This window comes from Cloacibacillus porcorum, from assembly GCF_001701045.1.
In the GTDB taxonomy this organism is placed as follows: Bacteria; Synergistota; Synergistia; order Synergistales; family Synergistaceae; genus Cloacibacillus; species Cloacibacillus porcorum.
This window is the reverse complement of sequence record NZ_CP016757.1, coordinates 539,597-553,657: the sequence shown is the minus strand read 5'-3', so window position 1 is coordinate 553,657 and position 14,061 is coordinate 539,597. Positions and strand designations below refer to the sequence as shown.

Sequence of the window (14,061 nt, the reverse complement as noted above, 5' to 3'; positions counted from 1 at the left end):
GCGCCGCAATTTGGCGCGGCGTCCGGCGGCGCTCTAAGAAAGAGGGACCGTCATCTATGACAAATCAAATCTGGAACCCACAGGAATACAGGAAGAGCGCGGACTTCGTCCCAAAACTCGGGGAACCGGTGATAGAACTCCTTGAGCCAAAGGCGGGAGAGCGGATTTTGGATCTTGGCTGCGGCACCGGCATCTTGACGAAGAAGCTCGCCGAGATGGGCTGTTCCGTCATCGGTACGGACGCCAGCCCGGAGATGGTCGCCGCCGCACGCGAGCTCGGCGTTGAGGCCTTTCTGGCGGACGCACAGACCTTGAAGATGGATGAGAAATTCGACGCCATCATGAGCAACGCCGCGATCCACTGGATGCCGGACCATTATGCCGTCGTGCGCCGCGTCTGGAACCTGCTGAAACCCGGCGGGCGTTTCGCCGCCGAGTGCGGCGGCGAGGGATGCGTGCGCATCATCCGCGAGGGGATGAAGATCGCCCTCATAAAGCGCGGCATAGATTACAAGGCGCGCAACCCGTGGAAATACCCCGAACTCGGAGCATTCTCGAAGATTCTGGAAAACCAGGGCTTCCAGGTAAAATTCATCGCCCGTATCGACCGTCCGACGCCGCTTCCTGCGGGACTCCACGGCTGGCTGGAGGTATTCTCGGCAAGCCACACCGAGGGCTTCAGCGAGGCGGAGCGGGAGGCCTTCTATAAGGAGGTTGAAGACTACTGCCGCCCGACGCTCTTCGATGAGAAGAAGGGCTGGACCGCCGATTACGTGCGGCTGCGCTTCCTCGCCGTGAAGCCGGAGGAGTAAAACGACCCCGCCGGCAGACCGCCGCCGAATATAGCCGTCAATAAAAATATCGCCGCACCCGGCTTCACGTCGGGCGCGGCTTTTTTATCGGCTTCGCAGCCGTAGCCAACAGAGCAAGGCATAGTTTTAGCCGCCCTCACCTCCCCTGAAACTCCTATAGGCAAAATAAAACATCAGCAGCCCCGCCGCGGCGTTCAGCAGGCGCAGCTGACACGGCGTGATCATCTCTTTGGCAAGACCGCCCGCGAGGGCGGCGAGACTCAGAAACAGGAGCGTCGCCAGTACGCAGCCGAGGCCGAAAAGGCAGCGGGAGGCCCCGCCGTATCCCTCCCGCGAAACCTTGACGGAAAAGACGCCAACCCAGAAGACCAGCGTCAGCGGATTCGAGAGGGTAAGGAGAAGGGCCTTGATAAAGGTTCCGTCGGCACTGGCGGCAGAGAAAAGCGCGAAATCCGGCAAAATGGAGAACCCCACGGCGTCAAGGATATAGGAGGCGCCGAACAGCAGCAGAACCAGGGCACCGAAGATCCGCAGCTTTGCCCCCGCCGCGCCGCCACGGCGCACGATGAGGCCAACGCCGGTTATCGCAAGCGCTATCTCCAGCGCGTCGACAAGTGCCGCCCCCAGAACTCCGCTCATGGCCTCGTAAAATCCCTGCGCAGCCCCGGCCAGGAAGACAAAGATACAGACGGGGCCGACTGCCAGCTGCAGGGCCATGCCGAAGAGCAGGCCTCTGACAAGCGGCGCGCCATAGTCAGACATTGATCCTCTCCTTGAGGGCGGAGAGGCTTATGATAGTGTTGGAGGCGGCGACGCCGTTGATCTTCTTGAGCGTCTGCGAGAGAAAAGACTCCAGCTCCGCCGTATCGCGCACCAGCACCTTCAGAAGATAGTCGTTCGGCCCTGCTATGTGGTGGCATTCCAGCACGCACCTTTCGCGTACGACCTTCACGCGAAAATTCTCGATATTCTCCGAACCGGCGACGGTGACCAGGATAAAGGCCAGCAGGCTGAATCCCGTCATATTCCGGTTTACTCTGATCGTGTAGCCCTCAATGACACCCGACTGTTCCAGCTTGCGTATACGCTCGGCAACCGCGGGTACGGAGAGCGATATCCGCCGGCTGATCTCCGAGGCCGTAGCCCGCCCGTTCTCCTTCAGCTCACCGATGATCCGCATGTCGATCTCATCCATAGTCATCCCTCCAAGAATAATTTAAGGATATACTATGTGTTTTATATTTATATGTATATATTTTTTAAAAATTCAAGAATTTTTTAAGTTTAAGAGACTTTTTCTTAAAACAATAATTTACTGTGCGCGTTCTCTCCGCCGCTCAGCTCCGCGTTTGGTCCGTCATATAGATATCGATGAAGTCAACGGCGCACTTTGGAAGCGCGTCGAGGTTCTTCGCGATCACCCCAAAGTTCGTCGTCGCGGGCGGTGTACCCACACAGAAGATGTCGACCTTTTCCTTAAGGGACAGATAATGGATATAACCGTCGGAGATCAGCGAGGGGCCTACACCCAGCTCCGTAAAACGCAGCGCGTCCACCGTACTCTGGGTCGTCATCTTGATCTTTGGGAAAAAGTTCTCATGCTCAAAAAAATCGTCGATGTAACTCCGGAAACGGCAGCTCTCATCCTGCAGCACAAAGGCCGCGCCGTCAAGGAGGTGTATATCGATCCACGGGAAAGGCAGCTGTTCTTTTTCGGCCCCCTCCGCCGCCAGCCCCATCGCGGCCGGCGCGGCAAGCAGGGTATAATTCTTCCCCAGCGTGCGGTAATCGACGCTTCCCGGGATGGAGGGTTCTGAGACAAAACCGATATCGAGGCGTCCGTTCAGGATGCCGCTTTCGATATCCTTTGAGAGCTGCTGTGTTATGTTGAGCTCGATATCAGGATAACGTTCCCGAAAGCGTTCAATGTTCTGCGGGAGAAAATATTGCCGGTCGTTGCGGATCACACCGACACGGAGGCGGTTCTTCTGCATCGCGGCGATTCCCTCCATCTCGGCCCGCCACCGCTCCATCCTTTCGCTCACCTCCAGCGCGCAGGCATAACAGCGCTCACCGGCGTATGTCGGAACCAGCCCTTTGTTCGTTCGCTCAAGAAGTTTAAGCCCCAGCCGCCGCTCAAGGGAGGCGACATATTTGCTCAGCGCGGGCTGGGATATGTGCAGTTCGGCGGCCGCCGCGGAAAAGCTTCGGTTGCGTATCACCGACAAAATATATTCAAACTCTCTTATCTCCATTATCGGGCACCTCCCCCTACGGATGGGAATTGACTGTCTGTCTATTATATATCCTATAACCTCAGGTTATGGGCTCCTTCCTTTTTGATATTTGCCGCTTGAAAACAACTGTGATAATTTAACTTCAATGCAGATAGTATTCGGGCCTGAATAGATTATCCTGTAAAAATATCTATGAGGAGGAAGTATCTATGCAAAAAAAATCTGCGGAAGAGCGTGGATTTATGAAATTCATCGGCGGCGTGGAGCGGATAGGCAACCGTCTGCCGCACCCATTTATGATGTTCGTATGGCTTATAGCCTTTGTAATCCTCATCTCCGTGATCTGCGAATGGCTCGGCGTATCCGCCTCATATACGAAGGTAACGGAGGGCGCGTCGCCGGAAACGATCACCATCAAAGCCAAGAGCCTGCTCAACAAAGAAAATATCCGTTTCTTCTTCCTTAATTTCCAGAACATATTCTTTGATTTCTCCCCGCTGCGCGCGGTGATCCCGCTGCTGATGGCCATCGGCGTCTGCGAACAGTCCGGCCTGATGGAGACATTCATCAAACGTACCATCCTCAAGGCCCCGCAGTGGGCGGTCGTAGCGATCCTCACCTTCGTCGCCATCAACGCCAACCTCGCCTCCGACGCGGGAATAATCGCCGCGGCCGCGGTCGGCGGAGCGGTCTATCAGGCGATGGGAAAGAACCCCTGGATCGGCGTATCCATCGCCTACGCCGCGGGCAACGCCGGCTTTGGAGCGAACTTCCTCATCGCGAGCCAGGACCTCGTCGTCAACGGCATCACTATGGCGGTCACGCAGGAGCTGGGGCTCAACGCGCCGGCCCATCTGCTGATGAACTGGTACTTCCTCTCCGCCGCGGTCGTCGTCCTTACGGCGGTGACGGTCCTTGTCACTAAGTACTGCACCGTGCCGCACATCGCCGCCGACGGGCTGCCCATCGACATCCCCCGCAAAGAGTGCGGAGAGACGATAAGCCCGCTGCAGGTCAAAGGGCTACGTTACGCGGGGCTGGCGCTCCTCTTCTGGCTGGCCGTCATTCTGCTCCTCACACTGCCGGCCGACGCCATACTGCGCGCCGACAACGGCGCCCTGCTGCCGCGCTCTCCCTTCCTCAGCGGCATAATATTCACCCTCTTCATGGCCTTCCTGCTTCCCGGCATAGCCTACGGGAGAACCGTCGGAACGATCACAAACTCAAAGGACGTTCCCGCCATGATGGGTACGGCACTCAAGCAGAACATCATGCTCATCGTCATCGCCCTCACCGCCTCCATATTCATCAAACTCTTCAACCTCTCCAACCTTCCGACGATCGTCGGCTTTAAGGGCGCGGAGCTCATCAACCAGGCCAACCTCACCGGCTATCCGACGCTCGTCATCATCGTCTGCCTGACCGCCTTCTTCAACCTCTTCATCGGTTCTGCAAACGCCAAGTGGCTCATGCTCGCGCCGATATACATCCCGATGTTCACGGCGGTCGGCTTCTCGCCCGCGATGGTGACGGCCGCCTACCGCTGCGGCGACTCCTGCACAAACCCGATCGCGCCGCTGTCGACGATGCTCGTGGTCGCAATCGCCCTCTTTGAACGTTTCAACGTCGCCCCCGACAAGAAGGAGGTAGGAATCGGCACAGTAGTCGCCTATTCGCTGCCCTACACGATATTCTTCTTCTTTGCCTTCCTCGCGATGCTTGCCTGTTTTTATTTCTTCAATATACCGCTCGGCCCCGGAGCCGGAGTGTTCATGTAAAGAGAGGAAAATATGATGAACAGATTCACACTGGTAAAGATAAAATCCGCCGATCCCTTCGAAAGGGGGCTGCAGTACGGCGCTCAGGCGGCGGCGCAGATCCTCGGAGGCATTGAGAACTACAAAAGGCATTTCCTCGCGAGAAACCTCTCCTGGGAAGAGATCGGCAGACGTTCCGCGCAGTACCTGCCGCTGCTTGAAAGGGAGTGCCCCGCGGAGCTCACGGAGGCGCGCGGCGTCGCCCAGGGGGCGGGCGTGGAGCTCGGCGATGTAATGGCCCTCAACTGCCGTTACGAACTGCTCAAGGACAAGCCGAAGGAGTGCACCAGCGCCTCAATACTCACGGAGGCGACCGGCAGCGGTAAGGTTTTCCTGGCGCAGAACTGGGATTACCGCCCCTGGGTGATGGACAACGCGGTGATAATTTCCATCGACGACTGCGAAGGAACAAGAATATTGGGCATCGCGGAGGCGGGACAGCTGGTAAGAAACGGCTTCAACAGCCACGGCGTCGGAATCTGCGCCAACAACCTCACCTCGACGCTCGACGGAGGCGAGCCGGGTATCCCCGTGACCTTCCTGCGCCGCCGGGTACTAAACTCGAAAAACTTCAAAGAGGCGGAAAAGCTGATATACGAGGGCAAAAGAAGCGTCTCCTGCAACTACATGCTCGCCTCGGGCGAGGACCTTGCGGCGGATCTTGAGACGACCCCCAAAAAGGTATTCCGTCTCACCCCTGAGAGTGGCATCGTCACACACGCCAACCACTTTGTCGCCGGCGCGGAATACTGCACGGCCCATGACAATAAATTCAGAGACAAAATGCTCAGAAAGATTCTGCTGGAGAGCCACGGACACATTACAAAGGAAGACATCTTCCAGGCCCTCTCCAACCACGAAACCTTCCCCGGAGCCGCCGACACCTACCCGCAGGCGGACTGCATCGAAGCGCTCTGCACCCACCTCCCCAAAGGCGAGCTGGACCCCAACGGCGTATGGCAGACGATCGCCTCGGTAGTTTACGACCTGCGCGCCGGCAGCGCCTACATCTGCAAAGGCACGCCCTGCTGCGGAGAATATGTGAGGTATGACCTTTAGAGAGGGCCGATAAAACTTCTGCCACGCTTCGTGTATCCATCCCATATACAAGAGGAGAGAGAGCTGTGTTCACGGCTCTCTCTCCTTTTGTATTTAAATCATCGGTAAACATAAACTGAAAAAGAACGGTGATTTTGCCGACCACGCGTTTTTATACAGGGCATTACAAAATTTGAAGGCCGCTGTAAACCAGTTTTCCTGATTTACAGCGGCCTATCCGCCGTTTAGGATTAAATGGCCGTTAGACCGTTACACGCTCTTCGACAGACTCCGGGAGCATGACGGCCGCCGCCGGCTTGAAAAGACCGCTGCGGTTCTTTATCAGCCGGGGATATCAATACGCTAGATATCCCATCTCATACCGACATTCCACTGCCACTCTTTGTCCAGCTCGCCGCCCTCGCTGCTCTCCAGATCAAAGTAGAGATGATTGTTCTTACCTGTTTGGATGGCACACCCGATCCCATATTCGAACCATGTGTCGCCGTAATCTCCCGTCAGCTTGAGGCGCCCGCTGCCGTCGGACATGCTTATGCCATAGCCGCCGCAGAATTCATGCATCAGATTGGCCTTAAGATAGACATTGGAGTTTTTGCTTATATCCCATCCAAGGTTAAAGCCGACCCTTCCGACAAGGCTGTCGATGCCATCCTGCTTTATTGCCACTCCGTTGCTCAGGGCAAACGAGTCTCCGTACAGATATCCATATGTAAGCTGCGCCTGCGGTTCAATATACCAGCCGTTCTTTCCGATAGCGCATTTTCGTCCGTATTCCAAACTGAAGGATATTCCTGTGTTTTCAGTGTCTCCTTTTATTCTATTGCCTTTGGTATCATACACGGTAAAATCGTTATCCCAGTTTCCCAGTTTGAAAACCATATCGAGGTAATGGCCGCTGTTGTACAGATGGGTGAGATAGAGGCTCACGGCTTTGCCTGAGTTTTCTCCGTCGCCGCGGGCATAGGAGCTGTCGCCGTCCGTATAGCTGAAAGCCGCTCCCGCGTATCTGGTATACTTATCGGTACGTTTGGCTACCAAGTCGTATCCGACCTCATAGGAGACATACTTGTTCTCAAAACCGCTGTCGCCTCCCATATTTATTTTGCTGCCTCTTACCCTGAACCACGCGCCCCTGTCCGCTCCCGCGCTTTTCCGAAGATCGCCCATGCGCTGCATAAGTTTGTCATTCTCAGAGCGCCATGTATGATAGTTCAGAGCGCTGAGGGCTTTTACCGTCGCCACAGAGGTGGTCGGTTTTTCCTCCGGAATTACATGCGTTACCTCTTTGAGATACCAGTCTACCGTATAACCCTCCGTCCCGCTCTCCGTCTGGTCAAGCAAATATCTGTCATAGAACAGAGTCCCTTCATTATCGTTTGCCAGGAAAACGCCCTGATTATCCTTTACCTTAGCGAGGACGGTGCCGGCGGCCGCCGTTACCTCTCCGGCGTCCACGCGGTTCAGATCTATATACTGGCTGCCGCTGAATTTTTCCTTTACAAGGATCATGTCGCTGTTGTTGGTATTTTTTGAGGCGTCGATGTCCATTTTCACCCAGCCGCCGCTGCCCGCCAGATTATCGGTTGCCAGGACGCTGAATGCGCCGCCGTCCGCGGTCATATCGATCAGCGAGGAGTTGCTGCTGATGTTGGTAAGGGAGCTGTCGCCCGTGAGTCTCCAGTATGAGCCGGCGCCGTTCAGGTTCATATTGATCACGCCGTCAGGTTCGCGGAATATAACGCCGTTTTCGAGTTCGACCGTTTTTTCGATATTTGTCTTTCCCGTGAACATTACTGTTCCCGACGAATCCTTATTGACTTCAAGCGTCCCTTTGGAAAAGGCTTCCAGCAGCGTATCCCTGCCCTGAGTGTCAAAGCCTTTGGAAAAGACGGCGGCGCTGCCGTCTCCATGCACGTGAGCGCCGGTCTTCGCCGCTATCGCCGCATCGCCGTCAAAGACGGCCTTTCCGCCTGTTTCAACGTATAGCGCGACGCCGGAATCGCCGCCAACCTGTATTTCCGCCTCTTTTCCATGAAAGCTGCTTCCCTTCTCCGTCACCATCAAACCCTTTTGACTGCCGCCCTCTCCCACGTAAAGCTCGAGCGCGCCGCTCAGGGACGCACTGCTGCCGTCGGTGACGGCAAAGGCGGTGGCATCCTCGCCGCCGGCATTTACGATGACGTCGCCCGCGGTCATTGCGCTTTCCTTATATATATTTATGCCGTTATTTTGTTTAGAGCCGCCGGAGACATTTACCTTCAGCGTATCTTCAAAATCAACATTGCTATAAAAACTTAAAAGCAGCCCCGCGGCACTTTTTCCGCCGCTGGCCGTTATCTCCGTCCTGCCCATAGACACATTGGAATTCCATTCCACAAGCATACCATTGTTGACAGAGGCATTATCTTTGGCCGTAATCCTGGTTTCTCCGCCGAAGGTTGTTCTCCCTACTCCGCTAATGATGACTCCTGTAGCGGAGCTTCCGTCCGCAGTGCTGTCACCGCCGCTGGCGGCGACATCCAAACCGTTGAAAGCGGCTCCATCTATTTCGTTTAGATATATTCCCGTATTTGAAAATTTAGCGTCCTGCGCCGCTATGGTAAGTTTATCTTTAAAGTTAATTTCCTGGGCATAATCCGCCATGATGCCATAGGCTTGGTTGTAACCGCCTTCGGCTTTGAGTGAGGCGGTTTTATTAAAGTCGACTGTTTGCCCATCTCGAATGTGAAGTGCCGCTACATATGAATCATATTCATTGTTGCCCTTTACCGAGATATCGACTGTGCCATTCGCCTCAAACGATCCGTTAGTACCAACCAATATACCAAGAGTCTCGTCTTCTCGCGTAAAGGTCCCGCCGGATCGGTCAAGAGCTATTATAAGGTTCTCGGCATATCCCGCCGCACCATTAATCAAGCTGAGACCGTAGCTGCTTTTTCCTTTAATCAAGGTGTTCTCATTGTGAAAAGAAACCTTTGAGTCGATCCCATTTACCCTCACCGTATCTACATAATAAGCGTTATATTTATTCTCCAGAGTAATATCGCCGCCGTAAAAATTTAACTTTCCACCGCCGGAAACATATGCCGCTCCGTCCCAATCATACCCCTCTATCAACAGAGTTCCTTCATTGATTGTGATATTTGTTTCATTTCCGCCGTTCACCTTTATGGCAGCGCCGTTATTAACATTTATTGAGCTATCGCCGGTAAATACATTATCTCCGTTGGTAATCGGTGTGGTAATATCCTCAGCAAATGCTACATGTAAGCCATACCCCCCCCCGTATACACATATACAACACAATCACTAATACGCCGACTGCTTTTGCCGTCTTGATTACCCGAAACATTTTGGAGCTCTCCTTCTATATAGTATTTTGCGGACTTTATCCCCGGTATAAATTCAAGGACCAGAGGCCGTCATTCTTATTATATAACTTTTTTTCATAAATCTACATAATTTATAGTTTATTAGCTTTATTTTATCAATTATTTTGATTCTATATTGTTATATGATAATTTTTATTGTTTATAAAAAGAGCAAGTATAATCATCGGCTTTTTTCATCGGCAGCGTCGCCCGCCACTGTGTCTTTTTCAATTCCGGCCGTCCCACGGTAATTTATATCTCTTTACACGCATAAATCCCGTGAACTGCCGTCACGGGATTTATGCGTATCTATTTTATTGCTCTAATTGTTACTATCTGTGCCGCCAGGCTTAGAAACCCTCCTGCGCGTTTCTCGCGATGATCTCTTCCTGCTGATAGTTGTCGAGATCTACGAAGTAGTCGCTGTAGCCGGCGACGCGGACCAGGAGGCCGCGGTATTTGTCGGGATTCGTCTGCGCGTCGCGCAGCGTATCTTCGTCGACGACGTTGAACTGGATGTGGTGTCCGCCGAGCTTGAAGTAGGAGCGGATGAGGTTCTTGACGCCCTCGATCCCCTCTTCTCCCGCGAGCACGGAGGGCAGGAAGCGCTGGTTGAGGAGCGTTCCGCCTGATTTGACCTGGTCCATCTTCGCGAGGGACTTGGCAACCGCCGTCGGCCCGTTTCTGTCAGCGCCGTGGCTCGGCGAGGTACCGTCGGACTCGGGCATGCCGCTGAAGCGCCCGTTGGGGGTCGCCGCGAGCTTCTGACCGAAGTAGTTGTGGCAGGTCGTGGAGAGCATGTTAAGGTGGTAGGTCGGCCCGAGGATGCTGTGCTTGCCGTCGATGTTGTTGAAGAGGCTGTTGTAAACCCTCTTCATCAGGTCGTCGGCATAGTCGTCGTCGTTGCCGAAGAAGGGCGTCTTGTTCCAGAGGGTGAGACGCATCTCCTCGTGTCCCTCCCAGTTGGCCTTCATCGCCTCGACCACCTGCTGCAGCGTGTAGGTGCCGTCGTCATAGACGTGCTTTTTGATCGCGGAGAGGCTGTCGGTGATGGTGCCGATGCCGCAGCACTGGATGTAGTCGCTGTTGTAGCGCGGGCCGCCGTTGTAGTAGTCCTTGCCCTTTTGGATGCAGTCGCGGATGACGCATGAGAGGTAGGTGGCCGCCATGTTCGTCGCGTACTGGTAGCGGAGGTAGTTGTCGACGCCGATCTTGGTCTCTATCGCGTAGGCCATCTGCTTTTCAAAGGCCGCGTAGAGGTCGTCGAAGGTCTTGAACTCCGAAAGTTCGCCGGTCTTGATGCTCACCTGTTTGCCGGTGAGAAGGTCGACTCCGTTGGAGAGGGCGTATTCAAGGAGCTTCGGCACGTTGAGATAGCCGTGAAGCAGATATGCCTCCTTACCGGCGCAGCCGGTCTCGATGCAGCCGCTGGTGCCGCCTTCGCGCGCGTCTTCAAGGGTCTTGCCTACGCGCATCTGCTCCTGAATGACCATGTCAGCGTTGAACATCGAGGGATAGCCCATGCCGTTGCGGAATACTCTGGCCGCGGCGCGCAGCACGTTGTCCGGCGTGCGCTCGCTGACCTGAATGTTGCCCTGCGGCTGGAGAAGGCGCAGTTCGTCAAATATCTCCAGGCAGATGTAGGTGACTTCGCTGGAACCGTCGGAGCCGTCTCTTTTGAGTCCCGCGAGGTTGATGTTTGTAAAATCGTTATATGTGCCGCTCTCCTTCGCCGTGACGCCGACCTTCGGAGGCGCGGGGGTGTTGTTGACTTTGATCCAGAGGCAGGAGAGAAGCTCCTTCGCCTCGTCGCGCGTGAGAGAGCCGTCGGCGATGCCCTTCGCGTAGAAGGGGGCGAGGTGCTGGTCGAGATGTCCGGGGCTCATGGCGTCCCAGCCGTTCAGCTCGGTTATCGTTCCGAGGTGGACGAACCAGTACATCTGCACCGCCTCCCAGAAGTTGCTGGGGGCGTGCGCGGGAACGTGACGGCAGACTTCGGCTATCTTAAGAAGTTCGGCCCTGCGTCTCTCGTCCTTCTCCTCCGCCGCCATCTTTTCGGCAAGCTCCGCGTGGCGCTCGGCGAAGATGATCACCGCGTCGCAGGAGATCGCCATACCCTGGAGCTGTTCGTCTTTCGCGGTGGCTTCGGGGTCGTTGATGAAGTCCAGCTTCGCGCGGGAGGCTTCGATATCTTTTTTAAGGTCGAGGGCGCCCTTCTGATAGATAAGGTTGTCAAGGGCGGTATGTCCAAGGGCGCGCTGTTCGCCGAACTCTGTGAAGGTGCCGGCCTCGTAGAGCAGCGTCCAGTCCTCGGGCATACGCTCGAAGAGGCGGTCTCTCATGCAGCGGCCGCGCCAGTAGGGCTCGACGACCTTCTCATAGGTGTCCATATCCTCGGGAGACACGGTGTAGTTCTGCTGGGCGCGCGTCGTGAGGATCTCAAAGTCCTGCCTTGAGTGGCAGGTCAGTTCGGGGAAGGTCGAAACGGCCTTCGGTTTGGGGCCGCGCTCTCCGACGATGAGCTCTTCGGGTCCGATATATATCGTCTTGTTTTCGCAGATGTGCTTGAAGTTCGCCGCGCGCAGCACAGGCATTGGGAGCTTGCCCTCGTTCTCGCGGTAAAATTCGGTCTCAAGCAGGGCCCTTTCGATGTCGATTGAAGGGTGGGTGTCAAAGCTTTCGTCACGCAGACGCTGGATTCTTTCGTTCATGATCTATTACCTCCCGTTGTCAATATGAAATAAGTTCGTCTCTCTAAGCGCTGGAGCCTTTTATTGCCGTTTTATCTTATACCGCCGCTGGCGGTTATCCTCCGATATGTACCTTTAGGCCGTACCCCTCGAGGATACCGGCCGCGTGGCGCGTCTGGTTCTCCGTAGGCGGCAGCAGGTCGCTGAGCTTATATTCCATGTGCCAGCGATCGTGCTTGCCCTTCGCCACCGTGTGATAGGGCAGGATGTTGACGCCCGTGATGCCTTTAAGTGGCTGGACGAACCTGCCGAGGGCGTGCATGTTCTCGTCGCCGCTGTTGAGCCCCGGCATGAAGGGGACGCGGATGTTGATCTTCGCGCCGGCCTCCGATATCGCCCGCAGATTCTCAAGGATCACTACGTTGTCCACGCCGGTGTATTCCTTATGTTTCTCCGGGTCCATATGCTTTACGTCGTAGAGGTAAAGATCCGCGCGCTTCACCGAATCCGTGATAACGCTTTTGCTCACGAAGCCGCAGGTGTCGAGCGTCCGATGATAACCGGCCCGGCCGCAGGCATCCAGCGCCTCAAAGAGGAACTCCGGCTGCATGAAGGGCTCGCCTCCGGAGAAGGTCACGCCGCCTCCGTCGCGGAAGAATATCTCGTCCTTGTGGAGCTGCGTCATCAGTTCGTCGACGGTATAGTGTCTGCCGCAGAGCTCGCGCGCTTCGGGCGGACAGACCTCGCAGCATTTGCCGCAGCCGTCGCAGAGGCCGTCGTCCGTCACGAGGGTCCCGCCCCGCACGGAGATCGCGCCGTTGTGGCAGCTCTTAACGCAGGAGCCGCAGCCGATGCACTTCTCACCGCGGAAAAGCACCACCGGCGCCACGGACTGGCTCTCCGGATTATGGCACCACCAGCAGGCCAGCGGGCATCCCTTTAGATGTACCGTCGTACGCGTACCGGGGCCGTCGTGTATTGAATATCTCTTTATATCAAAGATGATTCCCGTCTTACTCAACTGTGCCGTTCCCCTCCTCGGATAGGTCAAGGTCGAGATGCTTGGCAAAATAATATTTACGTATAAAGCGTTCCTGCACGGAGAACGACCAATGCACATCGCGGATATAATCGGCGGCGCTGTTGAAGTCATGGTTCCGCAGCATCTCGATCATCGTTTTGTGTTCCTCAAGCGAGTGAAGCTCCCACTCCTTGACAAAGGTCTTGTTGCGCGGAAAATCGTAGAGGCGCTCCTTGTGTATCTTAATTGAATGGAGCATCTCGGCGTTGTCCGACATTTCAAGGTACACGTTGTGGAACTTAAGGTTCGCGTCGTAAAAGACGGAAAAATTGTTCTGGTCAAGCGCCTTGCCCATCTGCTGGTTGTATCTCTCCATCAGGTCGGCGTCGCTGTCGCGGAAGCGGACCGCCACGAGGACGATCACCGCGGACTCAAGGGCTCCCAGTATTTCATAGATGTTGCGTATCTTTTCAAGGGTCAGCGCGTTTACTACGACTCCGCGCCGCGGGAATATGGTGATAAATCCTTCGGATTCAAGCTGGAAGAGCGCGTCGCGCAGCGGCGTCCGGCTCATGCCCAGCTCCCTGCTGATGTCGTTGAGGTTCAGAAAAGCGCCCGCACGAATCTTTCCCTCATTCATCTGAATGCGGAGATAATCGTAAACCTGTTCTCTGAGCGACTTTAAAGTAAATTGCGATTCGCACGTCATTGGATATTCTCCTCCCCTTAGGCTAATTGTAGCACAGATATATCAGATTGCAATATATTTTTAAAAACATTTCAGGCTCTATTTACCAAACATCCGATTAATTCCGTAATAACAAGGTTTTTTCCTCTGCACACTCCTATTTTTCGTGATATTTTTCTAATTATTCTCCTAAACTTTTCAGCCATTTAAAGAACCGCATTATTATATTATAAATCAAGATAAGATTTGCTGAATAATAATTGGCAGAAGGGATTACAGCTTTTTAAAAAAAGGTTATACTGTATAAATTAAGAATGGGTACGTTAAGGTTTGCAAAACTCCACCGAGAACTATAGACGAAAGGGG

The 14,061-nt window shown here is 54.7% G+C and carries 11 protein-coding genes; 3 read left to right on the top strand and 8 right to left on the bottom strand.

All coding sequences use genetic code 11. The features are described 5' to 3' along the window. The first annotated feature begins 56 nt into the window (after positions 1-56). On the top strand, positions 57-812 hold the full coding sequence (locus BED41_RS02485) for a class I SAM-dependent methyltransferase (protein ID WP_066742700.1): 756 nt from the start codon (positions 57-59) through the stop codon (positions 810-812). On the opposite strand, the gene BED41_RS16335 is transcribed toward BED41_RS02485, so the two are convergent. The 4 genes from BED41_RS16335 to BED41_RS02470 form a co-directional block, all read right to left on the bottom strand. Next, a complete protein-coding gene (locus BED41_RS16335; protein ID WP_157102238.1) occupies positions 770-934 on the bottom strand; it encodes a hypothetical protein in 165 nt (54 codons plus the stop codon). The genes BED41_RS02485 and BED41_RS16335 overlap by 43 nt on opposite strands. Positions 935-938: 4 nt before the next feature. After that, the gene (locus BED41_RS02480; protein ID WP_084002205.1) at positions 939-1,574 is read right to left on the bottom strand and encodes a LysE/ArgO family amino acid transporter; all 636 of its coding nucleotides are present in this window, start codon (positions 1,572-1,574) and stop codon (positions 939-941) included. Further along, on the bottom strand, positions 1,567-2,007 hold the full coding sequence (locus BED41_RS02475; RefSeq protein WP_066742693.1) for an Lrp/AsnC family transcriptional regulator: 441 nt from the start codon (positions 2,005-2,007) through the stop codon (positions 1,567-1,569). Before BED41_RS02475 ends, BED41_RS02480 begins: the two co-directional genes overlap by 8 nt. Before the next feature lie 142 nt (positions 2,008-2,149). Beyond that, positions 2,150-3,067 (bottom strand): LysR family transcriptional regulator, encoded by a 918-nt coding sequence (locus BED41_RS02470; RefSeq protein ID WP_066742690.1) that lies wholly within the window; start codon positions 3,065-3,067, stop codon positions 2,150-2,152. A gap of 191 nt (positions 3,068-3,258) precedes the next feature. On the opposite strand from BED41_RS02470, the gene BED41_RS02465 reads away from it, so the two are divergent. Continuing rightward, a complete protein-coding gene (locus BED41_RS02465; protein ID WP_066742687.1) occupies positions 3,259-4,827 on the top strand; it encodes an AbgT family transporter in 1,569 nt (522 codons plus the stop codon). A gap of 12 nt (positions 4,828-4,839) precedes the next feature. Then, on the top strand, positions 4,840-5,925 hold the full coding sequence (locus BED41_RS02460) for a C45 family autoproteolytic acyltransferase/hydrolase (RefSeq protein WP_229712375.1): 1,086 nt from the start codon (positions 4,840-4,842) through the stop codon (positions 5,923-5,925). A gap of 342 nt (positions 5,926-6,267) precedes the next feature. Here the strand turns inward: BED41_RS02460 and BED41_RS02455 are convergent, their stop codons facing one another. The 4 genes from BED41_RS02455 to BED41_RS02440 all read right to left on the bottom strand — a co-directional run bounded on the left by BED41_RS02455 (position 6,268) and on the right by BED41_RS02440 (position 13,716). After that, on the bottom strand, positions 6,268-9,090 hold the full coding sequence (locus tag BED41_RS02455; protein ID WP_157102237.1) for an autotransporter family protein: 2,823 nt from the start codon (positions 9,088-9,090) through the stop codon (positions 6,268-6,270). Between the two features lie 556 nt (positions 9,091-9,646). Then, a complete protein-coding gene (gene hypD / locus BED41_RS02450; RefSeq protein ID WP_066742677.1) occupies positions 9,647-12,007 on the bottom strand; it encodes a trans-4-hydroxy-L-proline dehydratase in 2,361 nt (786 codons plus the stop codon). A gap of 94 nt (positions 12,008-12,101) precedes the next feature. Further along, on the bottom strand, positions 12,102-13,007 hold the full coding sequence (locus BED41_RS02445; protein ID WP_066742674.1) for a glycyl-radical enzyme activating protein: 906 nt from the start codon (positions 13,005-13,007) through the stop codon (positions 12,102-12,104). Further along, positions 13,000-13,716, bottom strand: coding sequence for a GntR family transcriptional regulator (locus BED41_RS02440; RefSeq protein WP_066742671.1), 717 nt, complete (start codon positions 13,714-13,716; stop codon positions 13,000-13,002). Before BED41_RS02440 ends, BED41_RS02445 begins: the two co-directional genes overlap by 8 nt. Positions 13,717-14,061: the final 345 nt, after the last annotated feature.

What these genes read in the sequence shown, in the direction of transcription:
- BED41_RS16335 (WP_157102238.1), bottom strand. Translation starts at nt 934, where the DNA reads ATGCCTTGCTCTGTTGGCTACGGCTGCGAAGCCGATAAAAAAGCCGCG.
- BED41_RS02480 (WP_084002205.1), bottom strand. Translation starts at nt 1,574, where the DNA reads ATGTCTGACTATGGCGCGCCGCTTGTCAGAGGCCTGCTCTTCGGCATG.
- BED41_RS02440 (WP_066742671.1), bottom strand. Translation starts at nt 13,716, where the DNA reads ATGACGTGCGAATCGCAATTTACTTTAAAGTCGCTCAGAGAACAGGTT.
- BED41_RS02465 (WP_066742687.1), top strand. Translation starts at nt 3,259, where the DNA reads ATGCAAAAAAAATCTGCGGAAGAGCGTGGATTTATGAAATTCATCGGC.
- BED41_RS02475 (WP_066742693.1), bottom strand. Translation starts at nt 2,007, where the DNA reads ATGGATGAGATCGACATGCGGATCATCGGTGAGCTGAAGGAGAACGGG.
- hypD (WP_066742677.1), bottom strand. Translation starts at nt 12,007, where the DNA reads ATGAACGAAAGAATCCAGCGTCTGCGTGACGAAAGCTTTGACACCCAC.
- BED41_RS02460 (WP_229712375.1), top strand. Translation starts at nt 4,840, where the DNA reads ATGATGAACAGATTCACACTGGTAAAGATAAAATCCGCCGATCCCTTC.
- BED41_RS02485 (WP_066742700.1), top strand. Translation starts at nt 57, where the DNA reads ATGACAAATCAAATCTGGAACCCACAGGAATACAGGAAGAGCGCGGAC.
- BED41_RS02470 (WP_066742690.1), bottom strand. Translation starts at nt 3,067, where the DNA reads ATGGAGATAAGAGAGTTTGAATATATTTTGTCGGTGATACGCAACCGA.